At 55.7% G+C, this 16,336-nt stretch carries 19 protein-coding genes and 1 other RNA gene; 14 read left to right on the top strand and 6 right to left on the bottom strand.

Annotated elements, in window-relative coordinates; genetic code table 11:
• Window positions 1-237 precede the first annotated feature (237 nt).
• A complete protein-coding gene (locus tag KPHS_40480) occupies window positions 238-1,602 on the bottom strand; it encodes a fifty-four-like protein (RefSeq protein ID YP_005228348.1) in 1,365 nt (454 codons plus the stop codon).
• 163 nt (window positions 1,603-1,765) lie between these two features.
• On the opposite strand from KPHS_40480, the gene KPHS_40490 reads away from it, so the two are divergent.
• From KPHS_40490 to KPHS_40530, 5 genes are all read left to right on the top strand, one after another.
• Window positions 1,766-2,557, top strand: a complete 792-nt coding sequence (locus tag KPHS_40490) for an inner membrane protein YpjD (protein ID YP_005228349.1) — start codon at window positions 1,766-1,768, stop codon at window positions 2,555-2,557.
• A gap of 19 nt (window positions 2,558-2,576) precedes the next feature.
• A complete protein-coding gene (locus KPHS_40500; protein YP_005228350.1) occupies window positions 2,577-3,203 on the top strand; it encodes a DUF21 domain-containing protein in 627 nt (208 codons plus the stop codon).
• Between the two features lie 96 nt (window positions 3,204-3,299).
• A complete protein-coding gene (locus KPHS_40510; RefSeq protein ID YP_005228351.1) occupies window positions 3,300-4,562 on the top strand; it encodes a transposase in 1,263 nt (420 codons plus the stop codon).
• Window positions 4,543-4,665 carry a hypothetical protein gene (locus KPHS_40520; protein YP_005228352.1) on the top strand — a complete coding sequence of 41 codons (123 nt, stop codon included), beginning with the start codon at window positions 4,543-4,545 and terminating at the stop codon, window positions 4,663-4,665. Before KPHS_40510 ends, KPHS_40520 begins: the two co-directional genes overlap by 20 nt.
• Before the next feature lie 103 nt (window positions 4,666-4,768).
• A complete protein-coding gene (locus KPHS_40530) occupies window positions 4,769-5,524 on the top strand; it encodes a CBS domain-containing protein (RefSeq protein ID YP_005228353.1) in 756 nt (251 codons plus the stop codon).
• Between the two features lie 119 nt (window positions 5,525-5,643).
• Here the strand turns inward: KPHS_40530 and KPHS_40540 are convergent, their stop codons facing one another.
• Window positions 5,644-6,234: an Hsp 24 nucleotide exchange factor gene (locus tag KPHS_40540; RefSeq protein ID YP_005228354.1), complete on the bottom strand. Its 591-nt coding sequence runs from the start codon at window positions 6,232-6,234 to the stop codon at window positions 5,644-5,646.
• Window positions 6,235-6,358: 124 nt separating this feature from the next.
• Here KPHS_40540 and KPHS_40550 point away from each other — a divergent pair, with 124 nt between their 5' ends.
• The 4 genes from KPHS_40550 to KPHS_40580 all read left to right on the top strand — a co-directional run bounded on the left by KPHS_40550 (window position 6,359) and on the right by KPHS_40580 (window position 9,474).
• Entirely contained in the window at window positions 6,359-7,237 is an 879-nt protein-coding gene (locus KPHS_40550) for an inorganic polyphosphate/ATP-NAD kinase (protein ID YP_005228355.1), read from the top strand.
• 86 nt (window positions 7,238-7,323) lie between these two features.
• The gene (locus KPHS_40560; RefSeq protein ID YP_005228356.1) at window positions 7,324-8,985 is read left to right on the top strand and encodes a DNA repair protein; all 1,662 of its coding nucleotides are present in this window, start codon (window positions 7,324-7,326) and stop codon (window positions 8,983-8,985) included.
• A 25-nt stretch (window positions 8,986-9,010) separates the two neighbouring features.
• Window positions 9,011-9,151 (top strand): hypothetical protein, encoded by a 141-nt coding sequence (locus tag KPHS_40570; RefSeq protein YP_005228357.1) that lies wholly within the window; start codon window positions 9,011-9,013, stop codon window positions 9,149-9,151.
• Window positions 9,133-9,474: an outer membrane protein assembly factor BamE gene (locus KPHS_40580; protein ID YP_005228358.1), complete on the top strand. Its 342-nt coding sequence runs from the start codon at window positions 9,133-9,135 to the stop codon at window positions 9,472-9,474. The genes KPHS_40570 and KPHS_40580 overlap by 19 nt, the downstream gene beginning before the upstream one ends.
• Before the next feature lie 66 nt (window positions 9,475-9,540).
• On the opposite strand, the gene KPHS_40590 is transcribed toward KPHS_40580, so the two are convergent.
• Both KPHS_40590 and KPHS_40600 read right to left on the bottom strand, forming a co-directional pair.
• Window positions 9,541-9,831 (bottom strand): RnfH family protein, encoded by a 291-nt coding sequence (locus tag KPHS_40590; protein ID YP_005228359.1) that lies wholly within the window; start codon window positions 9,829-9,831, stop codon window positions 9,541-9,543.
• A complete protein-coding gene (locus KPHS_40600) occupies window positions 9,821-10,258 on the bottom strand; it encodes a polyketide cyclase/dehydrase family protein (RefSeq protein YP_005228360.1) in 438 nt (145 codons plus the stop codon). The genes KPHS_40590 and KPHS_40600 overlap by 11 nt, the downstream gene beginning before the upstream one ends.
• Before the next feature lie 149 nt (window positions 10,259-10,407).
• Between KPHS_40600 and KPHS_40610 the strand changes: the two genes are divergently transcribed.
• A complete protein-coding gene (locus KPHS_40610; protein ID YP_005228361.1) occupies window positions 10,408-10,890 on the top strand; it encodes an SsrA-binding protein in 483 nt (160 codons plus the stop codon).
• 144 nt (window positions 10,891-11,034) lie between these two features.
• Window positions 11,035-11,397: gene (locus tag KPHS_t00880) on the top strand.
• Between the two features lie 88 nt (window positions 11,398-11,485).
• Here the strand turns inward: KPHS_t00880 and KPHS_40620 are convergent.
• Window positions 11,486-12,208 (bottom strand): lactaldehyde dehydrogenase, encoded by a 723-nt coding sequence (locus KPHS_40620; protein ID YP_005228362.1) that lies wholly within the window; start codon window positions 12,206-12,208, stop codon window positions 11,486-11,488.
• A 263-nt stretch (window positions 12,209-12,471) separates the two neighbouring features.
• On the opposite strand from KPHS_40620, the gene KPHS_40630 reads away from it, so the two are divergent.
• Window positions 12,472-14,259: a putative Fis-type transcriptional regulator gene (locus tag KPHS_40630; protein YP_005228363.1), complete on the top strand. Its 1,788-nt coding sequence runs from the start codon at window positions 12,472-12,474 to the stop codon at window positions 14,257-14,259.
• Between the two features lie 82 nt (window positions 14,260-14,341).
• Here KPHS_40630 and KPHS_40640 read toward each other — a convergent pair whose 3' ends face one another.
• A complete protein-coding gene (locus KPHS_40640) occupies window positions 14,342-15,250 on the bottom strand; it encodes a LysR family transcriptional regulator (RefSeq protein ID YP_005228364.1) in 909 nt (302 codons plus the stop codon).
• A gap of 103 nt (window positions 15,251-15,353) precedes the next feature.
• On the opposite strand from KPHS_40640, the gene KPHS_40650 reads away from it, so the two are divergent.
• Both KPHS_40650 and KPHS_40660 read left to right on the top strand, forming a co-directional pair.
• Window positions 15,354-15,959, top strand: a complete 606-nt coding sequence (locus tag KPHS_40650; RefSeq protein YP_005228365.1) for an acyl carrier protein phosphodiesterase — start codon at window positions 15,354-15,356, stop codon at window positions 15,957-15,959.
• Window positions 15,960-16,034: 75 nt separating this feature from the next.
• A complete protein-coding gene (locus KPHS_40660; RefSeq protein YP_005228366.1) occupies window positions 16,035-16,334 on the top strand; it encodes a helix-turn-helix transcriptional regulator in 300 nt (99 codons plus the stop codon).
• Window positions 16,335-16,336: the final 2 nt, after the last annotated feature.

Here is a 16,336-nt window from a genome sequence, read left to right on the forward strand (position 1 = left end):
ACAACCGGGCCCCATCGAGGAACGGAGCCCGGTGTCATATTAAAAGCCCGAAAATTTTACTGATTTCTGGGGAAAATGCAATCAGCAGTTGATAAGTCTGCTGTAAAAGGCCGTCGGCGGTGCAGCCAGTTTAGTACCAGCGTGTGCGCAACCACTGTAACGTACAGGTAGTACGTGAGGATGGCGAGCACACCCCGGCGCTAAAATGGCAAACAAGATAACCTTATGCCCTTGTTTTTAACGACCCGGGAAGCCTGGCGGCATCATCCCTTTCATCCCGCGCATCATCTTCATCATGCCGCCTTTCGACTTCATCTTCTTCATCATGCGCTGCATGTCGTCGAACTGCTTGAGCAGACGGTTCACATCCTGCACCTGCATGCCGCAGCCGGCGGCGATACGGCGCTTACGCGAGCCTTTGATGATTTCCGGCTTAGCGCGCTCTTTCAGGGTCATCGAGTTGATGATCGCTTCCATACGCACCAGCACTTTGTCGTCCATCTGCGCTTTCACGTTGTCCGGGATCTGCCCCATGCCCGGCAGCTTGCCCATCAGGCTGGCCATGCCGCCCATGTTTTTCATCTGGCGCAGCTGCTCAAGGAAGTCGGTGAGGTCGAAACCGTCGCCTTTCTTCAGCTTGGAGGCCAGCTTCTCGGCCTGCGCGCGGTCAACCTTGCTCTCGATATCTTCGATCAGCGACAGCACGTCGCCCATGCCGAGGATACGGGAAGCGACGCGGTCCGGATGGAACGGCTCCAGCGCTTCGGTTTTCTCGCCGACGCCGAGGAATTTAATCGGCTTGCCGGTAATATGGCGAATCGACAGCGCCGCGCCGCCGCGGGCGTCGCCGTCCACTTTGGTCAGCACCACGCCGGTCAGCGGCAGCGCTTCGTTAAAGGCCTTCGCGGTATTCGCCGCATCCTGACCGGTCATCGCATCGACGACGAACAGGGTTTCAACCGGGTTAATGGCGGCGTGGACGTGCTTGATTTCGTCCATCATCGCTTCGTCAACGTGCAGACGACCGGCGGTATCCACCAGCAGCACGTCGTAGAATTTGAGTTTCGCTTCTTTCAGCGCCGCGTTGACGATATCAACCGGCTTCTGCCCAACATCAGACGGGAAGAAATCGACGCCGACCTGCTCGGCCAGGGTTTCCAGCTGTTTGATCGCCGCCGGGCGGTAAACGTCCGCGGAAACGACTAGCACTTTCTTCTTGTGCTTCTCGCGCAGGAATTTCCCCAGCTTACCGACGCTGGTGGTTTTACCAGCACCTTGCAGGCCCGCCATCAGCACCACGGCCGGCGGCTGCGCCGCCAGGTCGAGCGTCTGGTTCTCTTCGCCCATCGCCGCCACCAGCTCGTTGCGGACGATTTTGACGAACTCCTGACCCGGGGTCAGGCTTTTATTGACTTCATGGCCGACCGCGCTCTCTTTGACGCGGCTGATGAAATCACGGACCACCGGAAGCGCAACGTCCGCTTCCAGCAGCGCCATGCGCACTTCGCGCAGGGTGTCTTTAATATTGTCTTCTGTAAGGCGTCCGCGGCCGCTAATGTTGCGCAGCGTACGCGACAAACGATCGGTTAAATTATCAAACATTGTCTCTCGCCTGAGGTGGAAACGGTCGGTCGCCGCAGCGACACACAAAACGAATGTGGCGGAGTATAACACGACATCAATCTGAATGTGCTGCAACGGTTGGAGCAGAGGCCTGCTAACGTTATACTGCTTCTCTTTCTTATTTAGCCAACAGCCGACACCTATGCCTGTTTTTGCTCTACTCGCCCTTGTCGCCTACTCCGTCAGCCTCGCGCTGATTATCCCCGGCTTGCTGCAAAAAAACAGCAGCTGGCGGCGAATGGCGATTTTATCTGCGACTATCGCCTTGATCTGCCATGCTTTTGCGCTGGAAGCACGGATATTCCCCGGCGGCGAGAGCGGGCAAAATCTCAGCTTACTGAACGTCGGGTCGCTGGTCAGCCTGATGATCTGTACGGTGATGACTATCGTGGCCTCGCGCAATCGCGGCTGGCTGCTGCTGCCTATCGTCTATGCCTTCGCGCTGATCAACCTGGCCTTCGCCACATTCGTGCCTAACGAATATATCACTCACCTGGAAACCACCCCGGGGATGCTGGTGCATATCGGCCTGTCGCTCTTCTCGTACGCCACGCTGATCATTGCCGCGCTGTATGCGCTGCAGCTGGCGTGGATCGACTACCAGCTCAAGAATAAAAAGCTGGCCTTCAGCAGCGAAATGCCGCCGCTGATGAGCATTGAGCGCAAAATGTTCCACATCACCCAGGTCGGCGTGGTGCTGCTGACCCTGACGCTGTGCAGCGGCCTGTTCTACATGCACAATCTGTTCAGCAGCGAAAATATCGATAAAGCGGTGCTGTCGATTATTGCGTGGTTCGTCTATATCGTCCTGCTGTGGGGGCACTATCATGAAGGGTGGCGCGGACGTCGTGTGGTCTGGTTCAGCGTCGCTGGCGCCGGTCTGCTGACGCTGGCCTATTTTGGTAGCCGCGTGCTGCAGCAGTTCGTGAGCTAAGTCTTTTAAGGAATCCTACGTGGAACATATCTCCACCACCACGCTGATCATAACGCTGATCGTCATGGTGATTATCTCTGCCTATTTCTCCGGTTCCGAAACCGGCATGATGACGCTGAACCGCTACCGGTTGCGCCACATGGCGAAACAAGGCAACCGCCCCGCCAAGCGCGTGGAGAAGCTGCTGCGCAAGCCGGACCGCCTGATTAGCCTTGTGCTGATCGGCAATAACCTTGTCAACATTCTCGCCTCGGCGCTGGGCACCATCGTCGGCATGCGCCTGTACGGCGACGCCGGCGTCGCGATCGCCACCGGCGTACTTACCTTTGTGGTGCTGGTATTTGCCGAAGTGCTGCCGAAGACCATCGCCGCCCTCTATCCGGAAAAGGTCGCCTACCCCAGCAGCTTCCTGTTGGCGCCCCTGCAGGTGCTGATGATGCCGCTGGTGTGGCTGCTGAATACCATCACCCGCATACTGATGCGCATGATGGGCATCCGCACCGATACCGTCATCAGCAGCGCCCTGAGCAAAGATGAACTGCGCACGATTGTGAATCCTAGATTCTACGTCAGTACTTCAAAAAGCATAATCAAAGCCTTGATAAATATGCATTCCTTCGAAATTCAGCTTTCACCCATTGGGTGAAAGAAAAGTGCTCAAAAATATGTTAAATTATCAGCTTTTATGACTCGATATATGGTAAAATAATAGTAAGAAAAGTAGTAAAAAGGGGTTCTAATTATGATTAATAAAATTGATTTCAAAGCTAAGAATCTAACATCAAATGCAGGTCTTTTTCTGCTCCTTGAGAATGCAAAAAGCAATGGGATTTTTGATTTTATTGAAAATGACCTCGTATTTGATAATGACTCAACAAATAAAATCAAGATGAATCATATAAAGACCATGCTCTGCGGTCACTTCATTGGCATTGATAAGTTAGAACGTCTAAAGCTACTTCAAAATGATCCCCTCGTCAACGAGTTTGATATTTCCGTAAAAGAACCTGAAACAGTGTCACGGTTTCTAGGAAACTTCAACTTCAAGACAACCCAAATGTTTAGAGACATTAATTTTAAAGTCTTTAAAAAACTGCTCACTAAAAGTAAATTGACATCCATTACGATTGATATTGATAGTAGTGTAATTAACGTAGAAGGTCATCAAGAAGGTGCGTCAAAAGGATATAATCCTAAGAAACTGGGAAACCGATGCTACAATATCCAATTTGCATTTTGCGACGAATTAAAAGCATATGTTACCGGATTTGTAAGAAGTGGCAATACTTACACTGCAAACGGTGCTGCGGAAATGATCAAAGAAATTGTTGCTAACATCAAATCAGACGATTTAGAAATTTTATTTCGAATGGATAGTGGCTACTTTGATGAAAAAATTATCGAAACGATAGAATCTCTTGGATGCAAATATTTAATTAAAGCCAAAAGTTATTCTACACTCACCTCACAAGCAACGAATTCATCAATTGTATTCGTTAAAGGAGAAGAAGGTAGAGAAACTACAGAACTGTATACAAAATTAGTTAAATGGGAAAAAGACAGAAGATTTGTCGTATCTCGCGTACTGAAACCAGAAAAAGAAAGAGCACAATTATCACTTTTAGAAGGTTCCGAATACGACTACTTTTTCTTTGTAACAAATACTACCTTGCTTTCTGAAAAAGTAGTTATATACTATGAAAAGCGTGGTAATGCTGAAAACTATATCAAAGAAGCCAAATACGACATGGCGGTGGGTCATCTCTTGCTAAAGTCATTTTGGGCGAATGAAGCCGTGTTTCAAATGATGATGCTTTCATATAACCTATTTTTGTTGTTCAAGTTTGATTCCTTGGACTCTTCAGAATACAGACAGCAAATAAAGACCTTTCGTTTGAAGTATGTATTTCTTGCAGCAAAAATAATCAAAACCGCAAGATATGTAATCATGAAGTTGTCGGAAAACTATCCGTACAAGGGAGTGTATGAAAAATGTCTGGTATAATAAGAATATCATCAATAAAATTGAGTGTTGCTCTGTGGATAACTTGCAGAGTTTATTAAGTATCATTGCAGCAAAGATGAAATCAATGATTTATCAAAAATGATTGAAAGGTGGTTGTAAATAATGTTACAATGTGTGAGAAGCAGTCTAAATTCTTCGTGAAATAGTGATTTTTGAAGCTAATAAAAAACACACGTGGAATTTAGGTGAATGAATCCCGTTCACAAATCTCACGACGCAATCAGGATATGCTGCTGTCGGTGCTGGACCTGGAGAAGGTCAGCGTTAACGACATCATGGTGCCGCGCAATGAGATTGTCGGCATCGATATCAATGATGACTGGAAATCTATCGTCCGCCAGCTGACCCACTCCCCGCATGGCCGCATCGTGCTCTACCGCGATTCGCTGGACGATGCCATCAGCATGCTGCGCGTTCGCGAAGCCTACCGTCTGATGACGGAGAAGAAAGAGTTCACAAAAGAGATCATGCTGCGGGCGGCAGATGAGATCTACTTTGTGCCGGAAGGCACGCCGCTCAGCACCCAGCTGGTGAAATTTCAGCGCAATAAAAAGAAAGTCGGTCTGGTGGTCGATGAATACGGCGATATTCAGGGGCTGGTCACCGTCGAAGATATTCTTGAAGAGATTGTCGGCGACTTCACCACCTCCATGTCACCCACCCTGGCGGAGGAAGTGACCCCGCTTAACGACGGCACGGTGATTATCGACGGCAGCGCCAACGTTCGCGAAATCAACAAAGCGTTTAACTGGCACCTGCCGGAAGATGAAGCCCGCACCGTCAACGGTATTATCCTCGAAGCGCTGGAAGAGATCCCGGTCCCGGGCACCCGCGTGCGCATTGAGCAGTACGATATAGATATCCTCGACGTGCAGGACAACATGATCAAACAGGTGAAAGTGATGCCGGTGAAATCATTACGCGAGAGCGTCGCGGAGTAGCGCTAGCGAAGGAATTAATATCACGGTGGGCTGCGGCCCGCCGTTTTTTTATCTCGCGCCGGGAGCGATGACACAAAAAACGGCCACCCGCAGGCAGCCGTTGAGCAAGGCAGCAAGCGTTATTTCGCTTTCGCTACCGTCACCATCGCGGCGCGAATAGTACGGCCGTTCAGGGTATAACCTTTCTGCATCACGGACAGCACGTTGCCCGCCGCCACATCTTCAGACTCGACCATCGCAATGGCCTGGTGGACGTTCGGATCCAGCGGAACGTTGGTGTCGGCGATCACTTCCACGCCGAACTTACGCACTACGTCCAGCATAGATTTCAGGGTCAGTTCGATCCCCTCCACCATCGGCGCCAGCTCCGGGTTAGCCTTGTCAGCCACTTCCAGCGCGCGGTCCAGGCTGTCGATCACCGGCAGCAGTTCATTGACGAATTTTTCCAGCGCGAATTTGTGCGCTTTCTCGATATCCTGCTCGGTACGACGACGCAGGTTATCTTCGTCGGCTTTGGCACGCAGCATCACTTCACGTTCACGTTTCTGCGCTTCAGCCAGCTGGGCTTCCAGATTCGCAATTTTTTCATCGCGCGGATCCACCTGCTCAGCCGAAACTTCAGGCTCTACCGCCTCAACGTCGTCGTGCTGCTCCGTGATAATTTCTTCCGGGGCTTGCCCCTCAGGCGTTTTCTGTTCTTTACTACTCATGAATTTCTCCGCGTTTTTTTCGCATTCATCTCGCTAACTTCGCTTATTATGGGGATCAGTTTCCGGGTTTCAAGGGAAGCGGACAGATTGTCACTATTTCATTTAACGCAAGGACATCCAGATCATGAAGAACCATTTCAAGTGTATCGGCATTGTGGGACATCCTCGTCACCCCACCGCCCTGACCACACATGAAATGCTCTGGCGCTGGCTGTGCAGCAAAGGGTATGAAGTGCTGGTTGAACAGCAGATCGCCCATGAACTTCAGCTCAGCAACGTGAAAACCGGCACGCTGGCGGAGATTGGCCAACAGGCCGATCTCGCGGTGGTGGTGGGCGGCGACGGCAATATGCTCGGCGCGGCGCGGACCCTGGCCCGTTACGACATTAACGTCATCGGCATTAACCGCGGCAACCTCGGCTTTCTCACCGACCTTGACCCGGACAACGCCCTGCAGCAGCTCGCCGACGTGCTGGAAGGCCACTACATCGCCGAGAAACGCTTTCTGCTGGAGGCCCAGGTGTGTCAGCAGGATTGCCAGAAACGTATCAGCACCGCCATCAACGAAGTGGTGCTGCACCCCGGCAAAGTGGCGCATATGATTGAGTTCGAAGTCTATATCGACGAAGTCTTTGCGTTCTCTCAGCGATCCGATGGCCTGATTATCTCCACTCCGACCGGCTCCACCGCCTACTCGCTGTCGGCTGGCGGCCCAATCCTTACGCCGTCGCTGGACGCCATCACCCTGGTGCCGATGTTCCCGCACACCCTTTCAGCGCGACCGCTGGTGATCAACGGCGACAGCACCATCCGCCTACGCTTCTCTCACCGCTGCAGCGATCTGGAGATCAGCTGCGACAGCCAGATTGCCCTGCCGATCCAGGATGGCGAAGATGTCCTCATTCGCCGCTGTGATTATCACCTCAATCTGATTCACCCTAAAGATTACAGCTATTTCAATACATTAAGCACCAAGCTCGGCTGGTCGAAAAAATTGTTCTGATTTTCACGGCTGCCTCTTTACTGGATAAAAAACCAGTCTATACTGTACGAAAACACAGTATTGGTTTTTCATACAGGAAGGCAGCTATGTTGGCGCAACTCACCATCAGTAATTTTGCTATCGTTCGTGAACTGGAAATTGATTTCCACAGCGGCATGACCGCCATCACCGGGGAAACCGGCGCCGGGAAATCCATTGCCATCGACGCGCTGGGGCTGTGCCTCGGCGGCAGAGCGGAAGCCGACATGGTGCGTCGCGGCGCCACCCGTGCCGACCTGTGCGCGCGCTTCGCGCTGAAAGATACCCCTGCCGCCCAGCGCTGGCTGGAAGAGAATCAGCTGGAGAGCGGGCGTGAGTGTTTACTTCGCCGGGTGATCAGCGCCGACGGCCGCTCGCGCGGCTTCATCAACGGCACCGCCGTCCCGCTCTCGCAGCTGCGCGAGCTGGGCCAGCTGCTGATCCAGATCCACGGCCAGCATGCCCACCAGCTGCTGACCAAACCCGAACACCAAAAAACGCTGCTCGACGGCTATACCGGTGAGTATGCGCTTACTCAGCGTATGGCCGAGCACTATCGCCAGTGGCACCAGAGCTGCCGCGAGTTGGCCCAGCATCAGCATCAGAGCCAGGAGCGCGCCGCCCGCGCCGATCTGCTGCAGTATCAGCTTAAAGAGCTGAACGAATTTAACCCGCTGCCGGGAGAATTCGAGCAGATTGACGAAGAGTACAAGCGCCTGGCCAACAGCGGCCAGCTGCTCAGCACCTGCCAGCACGCCCTTACGGTACTGGCGGACGGCGAAGAGGCCAATCTGCAGAGCCAGCTTTATACCGCGAAGCAGCTGGTTAGCGAGCTGGTGGGCATGGACAGCAAGCTTTCCGGCGTCCTGGATATGCTGGAAGAGGCGGCCATTCAGCTCAGCGAGGCCAGCGACGAGTTGCGCCACTACCATGACCGTCTGGATCTCGATCCGAACCGTCTGTTTGAACTTGAGCAACGGATTTCCCGACAAATCGCGCTGGCGCGTAAACATCAGGTGATGCCGGAAGAGCTGCCGGCGGTTTATCAGGCGATGCTGGAAGAGCAGCGCCTGCTGGACGACAGCGCCGGCTCGCTGGAATCCCTCAGCCAGCAGGTGGTCGAACATCATCAGCTGGCGCTGGAGACCGCACGCCAGCTGCATGCCCTGCGCCAGGCCAGCGCCGACGAGCTGACCCAGCTTATCACCGAAAGTATGCACTCACTTTCGATGCCGCACGGGGTCTTCGCGATTGAGGTCGCGTTCGATGAACGCCATCTCACCGCCGACGGCGCCGACCATATTGAGTTCCGCGTCACCACTAACCCCGGTCAGCCGCTGCAGCCAATCGCCAAAGTGGCCTCCGGCGGCGAACTGTCGCGCATTGCGCTGGCGATTCAGGTGATCACCGCGCGTAAAATGGAAACCCCAGCGCTGATTTTCGACGAAGTGGACGTCGGCATCAGCGGCCCGACCGCCGCCGTGGTCGGCAAGCTGCTGCGCCAGCTGGGCGAGTCCACGCAGGTGATGTGCGTGACCCACCTGCCGCAGGTCGCAGGCTGCGGCCACCATCATTTCTTTGTCTGCAAAGAGACCGATGGCGAGATGACCGAAACCCATATGCAGCCGCTGGATAAACGTGCTCGCTTGCAGGAGCTGGCCCGTCTGCTGGGCGGCAGCGAAGTCACGCGCAACACCCTGGCGAACGCGAAAGAGTTGCTTGCGGCGTAAACTTTTTGATTTTCACAGGGTCATAGTGAACAGCAAATTGCCTGCTGACCTGCAGCCGGAGGTTTCCAACGGCGCGAAGGTCTATTATTATCGGCATATTACAGATGAGCCACGTACTGCTCGGGCCCAAAAAGGAATCAAATCACTATGCGCTGTAAAACGCTGACTGCTGCCGCAGCGGTTCTTCTTATGTTGACCGCAGGCTGTTCCACTCTGGAACGAGTGGTTTACCGTCCTGACATCAACCAGGGTAACTATCTGGCACCAAACGATGTAGCAAAAATTCGTGTCGGTATGACGCAACAGCAGGTAGCTTATGCTCTGGGGACGCCAATGATGACGGATCCGTTCGGCACCAATACCTGGTTCTATGTCTTCCGTCAGGAGCCGGGCCACCAGAAAGTGACTCAGCAGACCCTAACCCTGACCTTCAACAGCGGCGGTGTGTTGACTAACATTGATAACAAGCCTGCGCTGACCAGTCAGTAAGGCCCGGAAAAGCAAAAAGCGCTCGATGAGCGCTTTTTTTATGGCTGATAGTCGGTCTGCTGCAGGTTACTTTGCGGCGCTTTTCTCTGCCCGCTGGCGACGCAGCTCTTTCGGGTCTGCGATCAGCGGACGATAGATTTCCACCCGGTCGCCGTCGTGAACTTCGTCATGCAGCTTTACCGGACGACTGTAGATACCCAGCTTGTTTTTCGCCAGATCGATGTCATCACGCAGCGCCAGCAGGCCGCTGGCGACAATCGCCTGCTCGACCGTCGCCCCCTCGTCCAAGGTGACCCGCTGCAGGTACTGCTTTTCAGGCAGCGCGTAAGCGACCTCAACACGAATATTAGCTGGCACTGTAGACCTCTTTGGCGCGCGAAGTAAACGCCTGCACCATGTTGGCGGCCAGTTCCTTAAAGACCCGGCCAAAGGCCATCTCAATCAGCTTATTGGTAAACTCAAAATCGAGATGGAACTCGATTTTGCACGCCTCCGGGCTCAGCGGAATAAACTTCCAGCCGCCAATCAGCTTCTTGAACGGGCCATCCACCAGGCTCATCAAAATGCTCTGGTTGCTGGTCAATGTATTGCGTGTGGTGAAGGTCTTACTGATGCCGGCTTTGGACACATCAACCGCCGCCGTCATTTGCGTCGGCCCCAATTCCAGCACGCGGCTACCGGTGCAGCCTGGCAGAAAATCAGGATAGGACTTCACATCGTTTACCAGTTGATACATCTGTTCCGCGCTGAAAGGCACCAGCGCAGTACGGCTAATCTGAGGCATAGCAGGTTCCACATTTAAACACAGTGCAAATAATATCATTTATCTGCTGCTAAAAAAAACGCTGTGCCGCAACTCGTGCTAAGATGCGCAGTATACCTCGCAGGATGCGATCGAGGTAACTGTGTATAAGACGATGACTTCAGGACATTATGACTAAGAAAAAAGCCCACAAACCTGGATCAGCCACCATTGCGCTGAATAAACGCGCCCGTCACGAATACTTTATCGAAGATGAATACGAGGCTGGTCTCGCCCTGCAGGGCTGGGAAGTCAAATCCCTGCGTGCAGGCAAAGCCAACATCGGCGATAGCTATGTCATCCTGAAGGATGGCGAAGCCTTCCTGTTCGGCGCCAACTTTACGCCCATGGCCGTGGCTTCCACCCACTATGTCTGCGACCCGACGCGCACCCGTAAGCTGCTGCTCAACCAGCGTGAGCTGGACACGCTGTACGGCCGCATTAACCGCGAAGGTTACACCGTCGTCGCCCTGTCGCTGTACTGGAAGAACGCCTGGTGCAAAGTGAAAATCGGCGTCGCCAAAGGTAAGAAACAGCACGACAAGCGTACCGACCTGAAAGATCGTGAATGGGCGCTGGACAAGGCGCGTATTATGAAGCACGCCGGACGTTAATTTCCCCTCCCCGAAGGCCAGCTCTCGCTGGCCCTTACGCTATATCCTTGTTGATGCTGATTTTTCGTCCACCCTGCTGAAATAATCCTGCGTGATGGGGCTGGTAACGACATTCACAAATCTGTTATACTTGACCTACACATTGGGGCTGATTCTGGATTCGACGGGATTTGCGAAACCCAAGGTGCATGCCGAGGGGCGGTTGGCCTCGTAAAAAGCCGCAAAAAATAGTCGCAAACGACGAAAACTACGCTTTAGCAGCTTAATAACCTGCTCTGAGCCCTCTCTCCCTAGCTTCCGCTCTTAAGACGGGGATCAAAGAGAGGTCAAACCCAAAAGAGATCGCGTGGATGCCCTGCCTGGGGTTGAAGCGTTAAATCTAATCAGGCTAGTTTGTTAGTGGCGTGTCTGTCCGCAGCTGGCAAGCGAATGTAAAGACTGACTAAGCATGTAGTGCCGAGGATGTAGGAATTTCGGACGCGGGTTCAACTCCCGCCAGCTCCACCAAATAAAACAAGGGGTTACGTGAAAGCGTGACCCCTTTTTTTTGGATTGTGGCGGCAAAATGGCGGCAGACATTTATCAATGCAAAGGACTACCGATATGAAAAAATCTCTTTTGATGCTGATACTTTTGACCTCATGCAACGCTTTCGCCGACCGAAACCCTGCACCACGTTAAGCACCCCGGCCGGGAACAGATCGCCGATCAGCTCCAGCAGCAGGGTAATGCTTAGCGGCGTCTGTTCCGCCGGCTTGAGCACCACGCAGTTCCCCGCCGCCAGGGCCGGGGCCAGCTTCCACGCGGCCATCAGCAGCGGGAAGTTCCACGGGATAATCTGCCCGACCACCCCCAGCGGTTCATGGAAATGATAGGCCACCGTGGTTTCGTCAATCTCGGCGGTGCTTCCCTCCTGAGCGCGCAGGCAGCCGGCGAAGTAGCGAAAATGATCCACCGCCAGCGGCAGGTCAGCATTCAGGGTTTCGCGGATCGGTTTCCCATTGTCCCAGCTCTCCGCCACCGCCAGATATTCCAGATGCTGTTCAATACGATCGGCGACCTGCAGCAGCAGCCTGGAGCGCTGTTGCACTGAGGTTTTACCCCACGCCGGCGCCGCGCGATGGGCAGCGTCGAGGGCGAAGTCAATGTCTCTGGCATCCGAGCGGGGAAACTGCGCAATGTTGCAGCCGTCGACCGGCGAAGTATTCATAAAGAATTCACCGCTCAGCGGCTCGACAAATCTACCGTCAATAAAGTTGCCGTAAGCCGATTTAAATGAAACCACGGCGCCGGGCTGGCCAGGATGTGCATAACGCATCGCAAATCTCCTTCTGTAGGGTTGAGACGCAGCGGCATATTGATTTTTTAAGTTTGCCGCCGAACGCTTCTCACTTTGCAGGGGTTATGCCAGTTTTTTATTTTCTTTAAATATTTTTATTTATTAATACGTTGCCTTCACTAACCGAGCAGATGGTCAGCCACTGTCGCACGGGTTTCCACTTATGTGTTGCAAATCGCAACACCAAATAAACCAAATAGCTACAATATTGCAACACAGCAACATCGACCCAGAGGTGCCCTGTGGCAGGCAATCCCTTTCTTCTCGCACCAGAGGTTAATGCGAATCCCCTGCTGAGCGATTCGTGGTCTCGCTGCCAGCGCTACGGGCTGGATCCCGCCACCGAGGATTTTCCCCGCCTCGGTGCCGGCGAGCTGGCGGACCGGCTCGCCAGCCACCGAGGCCTGCAGCAGCTGGCGCAGCCGGTGGTGGAAGCCCTGTCGCGCCAGGTCGCAGACCTGCAGTCGGTGGTGATCCTTTCCGACCCCGACGGCCTGGTGCTGCATACTCTCGGCGATACCCAGGCGCTGCAAAAGGCCCAGCGCGTGGCGCTGGCTCCCGGCAATCTGTGGAGTGAAAGCGGGCGCGGGACCAACGCCATCGGCACCGCGCTGGCGATTGACGATGGCTGCGAGATCGATGGCCGTCAGCACTTTCTTACCCGCAACCAGAATCTGTACTGCGCGGCGATGCCGCTCCAGCGACCGGACGGAAGCATCGCCGGGGTGCTGGATATCTCCGGCCCGGCGAATTTTCCCCACCAGCACACCTTTGGCTGGGTAAAAGCGGCGGCAAAGCAAATTGAATATCTGTGGGTGAAACAGAGTCTGCATCCTGAGCAGTGGCTGATGAGCCTGCACCGGCAGGTGGACAAACTCGACAGCGTCGAGGAGCTGCTGCTGGTCTTTTCCGACAACGTCCTCACCGCCGGCAACCGGCTGGCGATGCGCGAGTTCGGCCTGAGCGCGGCGCAGTTTGGCCAGCTCACCTTTGCCTCGCTTTTTCCGACGCTGACGCAAACGGCGGTCAGCGTCCCGCTGCCGCTGACCACGCCGCAGGGCCGCTACCACTATCGCCTGCGGGAGCCCACCCGCCGCCGGGTGGCGGTAAGCGCCCCGCCGGCCATGCATCTCCCCTTTACCAGTCCGCGCGAAGGCGAAAAGCTGCTGCGGCTGCTCAACGCCGGCATCGCCCTGTGCATTGAAGGAGAAACCGGCAGCGGCAAAGAGTATGTCAGCCGCACGTTGCACCGGCACAGCCGCTGGCGCAGCGGTAAATTTGTCGCCATTAACTGCGCCGCCATTCCGGAATCGCTGATCGAATCCGAGCTCTTCGGCTACCAGCCGGGGGCGTTTACCGGCGCCAGCAAAAATGGCTATATCGGTAAAATCCGCGAGGCTGACGGCGGGGTGCTGTTTCTTGATGAGATCGGCGATATGCCGCTGGCGCTGCAGACCCGCCTCCTGCGCGTCCTGCAGGAGAAAGAGGTCGCTCCGCTGGGCGCCAGCCGCAGCGTGCCGGTGAATTTCGCCTTGATCTGCGCCACCCACCGCAACCTGACCCAGCGGGTCAGCGCCGGAGAATTCCGTGAAGATCTGCTGTGGCGCCTCCGGGAATACGCCCTGGCGCTGCCTCCGCTGCGCGAGTGGCCGGCGCTGGAAACCTTTATCGCCACCCTGTGGCACGACCTGGGCGGTGCTTCACGCCGGGTGACGCTTTCAAACGCGCTGCTGGTTCACCTCAGCCAGCTGCCGTGGCCGGGAAACGTACGCCAGCTGCAGAGCGTCCTGAAGGTAATGCTGGCTCTCGCCGATGAGGGCGACACGCTGACGCCCGACGCGCTGCCGGAGGCGTATCGCGCCGCGCCTGCGCCGTTGCCGCGCGGGGGATTGCAGGCCCATGATGAGCAGTTGATTGTCGATACCCTGGCCAGGGTCAACGGCAACGTCAGCCGGGCGGCGCAGATACTGGGTATCGCCCGCAGCACGTTGTACCGCCGTGCCGCCCGTGCCGGACGGCCTCGTCGCTGAGGCTATGGCGTAAAGCGCGCCGGTAGCTTGCACGCTGTCGGAAAACCTCCGCCGCCATAGATGGCGGTTATTTCTCTCTGCGCTAACCAGGTGTTGCGGTAAGAGGTAGCCCTTCCCGCAGGGCATCGATCGCCGCCCGCGTTTTTTGCGGCAGCCACGGCCCCTCCGGCCATACCGCGTGGATGGCGAAACGCACCTGAGCGCTGGGCGCCAACACCTGCTGCAATGTCCCATCGGCAAGCGCCTGCGCCACCAGCCAGTCCGGCAGCCAGGCGATGCCCATCCCCTGCTGCACTGCCGCCGCGATGGCGGCAAAATCATCCTGTATCAGCCACGTCTGCGGACTGAAGCGCACTTCGCCCTGCTGCGGGTCATACAGTTGCCATTTTTGCAGCTGGCCGTTGTGCAGATAGCCGAGGGTACGGTGCTCGTTCAACCCGGCAATAGTCTGCGGCGCTGGCTGCTGGCGCAGGTACTCCGCCGCCGCGCACAGCACCATGCCGTGCTCTCCCAGCGCCCGGGCCCGCAGCGACCCGGTATCGGCCAGGCTCCCGATACGCACCGCAAGATCAAACCCCTCCTCCAGCAGATTGACCTGCCGGTCGCTGTAGTGGAGCTCGAGCTTCAGTAACGGATAGCGCTGGCTGAGGCGGAACAGCAGCGGTGCCACGCAGCGCTGGCCAAACAGCACCGGCAGCGACACCCGCAGCCGCCCCTGCACCTCATCTTTGCCGCGCTGCAGCGTCTCTTCGGCCTCGCGGATGCGCTCCAGCGCTTCCCGGCACTGGAGATAGAATTGCTCCCCCTCTTCCGTCAGCAGTTGCCGTCGGGTGGTACGCTGGAATAACGCCACGCCGAGACGCGCTTCCAGCCGGGCAATGGTTTTTCCCACCGCCGAACGCGTCACATGGAGGATCGCCGCCGCGCTGGCAAAGTTGCCGCTCTCGACCACGGTGACAAATACCGGGATCGCATTCAGATCGTCGCGCACAGATTGGTTCCTTACGGGATACAATAGGGAAAAATAATGTCACTCCTGAGACAAAAAAGACAGTGTTAGTCTTTGCTTCTATCTTTCATTTGAGGCACTCATCATGGCTAACGTTCTGGTTTTAAAATCCAGCATTAATGGCGAAACATCCCTGACAAATCAGTTGATTAACGAATTTCTCGCGGCGCGCCAGGCGGCGGGACACGGCGATCGGCTCACCGAACACGATCTCAGCGCCATGGCGCTGCCAACGCTGGATCGCCCCCTGTTCGCCGCCCTGCGCGGGGCAGTGGATCCGCAGCCTGCTATCCGCGAGGCGGTCGCCCTCTCCGACCAGCTTATCGCCGAGTTAAAGGCCAGCGACCTGCTGGTGATCGGCGCGCCGATGTATAACCTCAACGTCCCGACCGATCTAAAAAAATGGTTCGACCTCGTGGCGCGGGCGCGGGAAACCTTTCGCTACACCGAGAGCTGGCCGCAGGGGCTGGTGGAGGGCGTCCGGGCGGTGGTCGTCAGCAGCCGCGGCGGTATTCACCAGGGAGAAACTACCGACGCCGTCACGCCCTATCTGCGCGCGGTACTGGGGCTGATGGGGATCCAGGAGGTGGAATTTATCTATGCCGAAGGGCTGGACAATCGCCCGCATGGTCGCGACGCCGGGATCGCCAGCGCCCGGGCGCAGATTGCCCGGCTCGCCGTTCAGGCCTGAGTCGTGGAGAAATTGTGCTGGCGCTGGCGGCCTTTTTATTTTAGAGTTATCTAAATTTAGACAAAGCTAAAATAAATGACCACACCTGAAGACCTGCAGGCCCGCGCCGGAGAAGCCGCCGCGCTGATGAAAGCGATGAGCAATCCTCACCGATTGCTGATCCTGTGCATGCTGTGCGATGCGCCCAGGGCCAGCGCCGGCGAACTCGCCCGGGCTACAGGGCTGAGCCCCTCCGCCACCTCGCAACACCTCGCGCGGATGCGTGACGAGGGGCTGATCGACAGCGAGCGCGACGCCCAGCGTATCCACTATTTCATTACTCACCCTGCGGTACAGCAGGTGATCAATACGCTGAAAACGCTCTATTGCCCGTGAGG

It is taken from the genome of Klebsiella pneumoniae subsp. pneumoniae HS11286, assembly GCF_000240185.1.
In the GTDB taxonomy this organism is placed as follows: domain Bacteria; phylum Pseudomonadota; class Gammaproteobacteria; order Enterobacterales; family Enterobacteriaceae; genus Klebsiella; species Klebsiella pneumoniae.

Coding starts and splice junctions, on each gene's coding strand:
- KPHS_40510 (YP_005228351.1), top strand. CDS start 3,300: ATGATTAATAAAATTGATTTCAAAGCTAAGAATCTAACATCAAATGCA.
- KPHS_40540 (YP_005228354.1), bottom strand. CDS start 6,234: ATGAGTAGTAAAGAACAGAAAACGCCTGAGGGGCAAGCCCCGGAAGAA.
- KPHS_40660 (YP_005228366.1), top strand. CDS start 16,035: ATGACCACACCTGAAGACCTGCAGGCCCGCGCCGGAGAAGCCGCCGCG.
- KPHS_40610 (YP_005228361.1), top strand. CDS start 10,408: ATGACTAAGAAAAAAGCCCACAAACCTGGATCAGCCACCATTGCGCTG.
- KPHS_40580 (YP_005228358.1), top strand. CDS start 9,133: ATGCGCTGTAAAACGCTGACTGCTGCCGCAGCGGTTCTTCTTATGTTG.
- KPHS_40650 (YP_005228365.1), top strand. CDS start 15,354: ATGGCTAACGTTCTGGTTTTAAAATCCAGCATTAATGGCGAAACATCC.
- KPHS_40560 (YP_005228356.1), top strand. CDS start 7,324: ATGTTGGCGCAACTCACCATCAGTAATTTTGCTATCGTTCGTGAACTG.
- KPHS_40620 (YP_005228362.1), bottom strand. CDS start 12,208: ATGCGTTATGCACATCCTGGCCAGCCCGGCGCCGTGGTTTCATTTAAA.
- KPHS_40600 (YP_005228360.1), bottom strand. CDS start 10,258: ATGCCTCAGATTAGCCGTACTGCGCTGGTGCCTTTCAGCGCGGAACAG.
- KPHS_40520 (YP_005228352.1), top strand. CDS start 4,543: ATGAAAAATGTCTGGTATAATAAGAATATCATCAATAAAATTGAGTGT.
- KPHS_40550 (YP_005228355.1), top strand. CDS start 6,359: ATGAAGAACCATTTCAAGTGTATCGGCATTGTGGGACATCCTCGTCAC.
- KPHS_40480 (YP_005228348.1), bottom strand. CDS start 1,602: ATGTTTGATAATTTAACCGATCGTTTGTCGCGTACGCTGCGCAACATT.
- KPHS_40490 (YP_005228349.1), top strand. CDS start 1,766: ATGCCTGTTTTTGCTCTACTCGCCCTTGTCGCCTACTCCGTCAGCCTC.